The sequence below is a fragment of the Oceanibaculum sp. genome (assembly GCF_022449305.1).
Lineage (GTDB): Bacteria > Pseudomonadota > Alphaproteobacteria > Oceanibaculales > Oceanibaculaceae > Oceanibaculum > Oceanibaculum indicum.
Map to the genome: position 1 here is coordinate 1 of NZ_JAKUSO010000128.1, position 1,983 is coordinate 1,983.

Sequence of the window (1,983 nt, forward strand, 5' to 3'; positions counted from 1 at the left end):
GGGCATTTTTGTTGTTGAGGAACAGGATACGGAACTGTTCCGTGGCGTTATGGCCCATGCTCGCCTTGCAATATCGCAACAGCTTGTCCCACGAACTCAATATGGGTTGATCCATGATCTCGTCGCGCATGTAGGCCAGGGCCGCCGCCTGCACCGCTTTCAGCGCGACCACGCCGGCGCGCCCGATACCCTTGACCTCTTCGAGGCGCTGAGGTTCGGCGCTGATGACAGCGGCGAAGCTGCCGAAGCGCGAAAGCAGGGCCTTGGCGGTGGCTTTCGTGTCGACCCGGGGCAGGGCGGAAAACAGAATTAGTTCAAGCAGTTCGTAATCGGCGAGAGCGTCCGCACCGGCATTGAGGAAGCGGTCGCGCAGGCGTTCACGATGACCGGCGTGGCCAGCCGGTTTATTCGGTTTGCCACTCATTAAAGGGCACCTCTAAATATGCAATCCCACGTTTCAATCGGTTAGGATCCTGTTGACGTGACACGAGGGCAGAGGAACCAGCCATGGGCCAAATGGGTTTTTTCGACATCGCGAATCGGTATGCCGGCCTGGACGCCAAGAACGACCCGCTGTTGAAGATCGACGCGGTTGTTCCGTGGGAAGACTTCCGGCCTCGTCTGGAGGCGGCATGGCGCAAGCCGGCCGAGGACCGGAAGTCGTCGGCGGGGCGCAAACCCTGGGATGCGGTGGTGATGTTCAAGGCGATCGTTCTCTGCGCGCTTTATAATCTCTCGGACGACCAGGTTGAATACCAGCTTCGCGACCGCCTCTCGTTCATGCGGTTTCTGGGATTGGGGATTGAAGACAAAGTCCCCGATGCCAAGACGGTGTGGCTCTACCGCGAACAACTAGCGCAGGCTGGGGTGATCGAGGCGTTGTTCGATAGCTTCGACGGCTATCTGAGGAAGCGGGGCTACTTGGCGATGGGCGGCCAGATCATCGATGCCTCGATTGTGGCGGTCCCCAAACAGCGCAACAGCCGTGACGAGAACGCTCGGATCAGGGCCGGCGAGACGCTGGAGGGCTGGGAGCAGCAGCCGGCCAAGCGTTGCCAGAAGGATACCGACGCGCGGTGGACCAAGAGGCACGGCAAGAGCCACTACGGCTACAAGAACCATGTCAATGTGGACCGTCGCCACAAGCTGGTGCGGCGCTATCAGGTGACCGACGCGGCGGTGCATGACAGTCAGGTTCTGGACGACATCCTGGATCCCGACAACACGGCTTCCGACGTATGGGCGGACAGCGCCTACCGGTCGGCGGAGATCGAGGCGACGCTGGTTGAGAGGGGCTTGAAGAGCCGGATCCACCGCAAGGGGCATCGCAACAAGCCGCTGAGCGAGCGGGAGATGCGAGGCAATAAGACCCGCTCGAAGGTGCGGGCCCGGGTAGAGCATATCTTTGGGGCTCAGAGCAACGATATGGGCGGAACGCTGGTGCGCGGCATCGGGCTGGTGCGGGCCAAGGCGCGGATCGGGCTGAAGAACATCGCCTACAACATGCGCCGCCTGGTGCAGGTGGAGCGTCTCGCGTCGGCGACGCCAACATGACGATATTGAAGGCGGGAGCCTGTGCGGATTACGAGTTTTGGCATCAAATCAACCGATCAGGAGCGGTCGGATGCTAAAATCCCGAGACCGGGCAACATCTGCTACCCAGGTTCGAGCTCGTCAGGGCATTATTCGAGGTGCCCTTAAATAAACGCTTTTCCTGGCAGTGAGGACGAAATACTCTATGAGGCAGTGATACTAATTTTCCGTCGACCTCTTGTAGGGGGGCGTAACAAATGGGAGATCATCATGAACTGGCTAACACGATCAACAATTTATGGACTTGCCGCGGCGCTGGTTTTTGCGCTTGGCGGCACCCTTTCATCAAGCGATGCGGCGGCGGGCTGGGAGCCCAAGAAGCCGGTTGAGTTTGTGATCATGGCAGGCAAAGGGGGCGGCGCCGACAAGATGGCGCGGTTGATGCAAGCC

At 59.9% G+C, this 1,983-nt stretch carries 2 protein-coding genes and 1 pseudogene; 2 read left to right on the forward strand and 1 reads right to left on the reverse strand.

Annotated elements, in window-relative coordinates:
* Positions 1-424, reverse strand: a 424-nt coding sequence (locus MK313_RS18120) for a JAB domain-containing protein (protein WP_287783646.1), incomplete at its 3' end; no start/stop codon positions are given.
* Between the two features lie 83 nt (positions 425-507).
* On the opposite strand from MK313_RS18120, the gene MK313_RS18125 reads away from it, so the two are divergent.
* Together MK313_RS18125 and MK313_RS18130 are read left to right on the forward strand one after the other, a co-directional pair.
* Positions 508-1,554, forward strand: a complete 1,047-nt coding sequence (locus MK313_RS18125) for an IS5 family transposase (protein ID WP_287783649.1) — start codon at positions 508-510, stop codon at positions 1,552-1,554.
* A gap of 249 nt (positions 1,555-1,803) precedes the next feature.
* Positions 1,804-1,983, forward strand: a pseudogene (locus MK313_RS18130) (hypothetical protein); the annotation flags it as partial.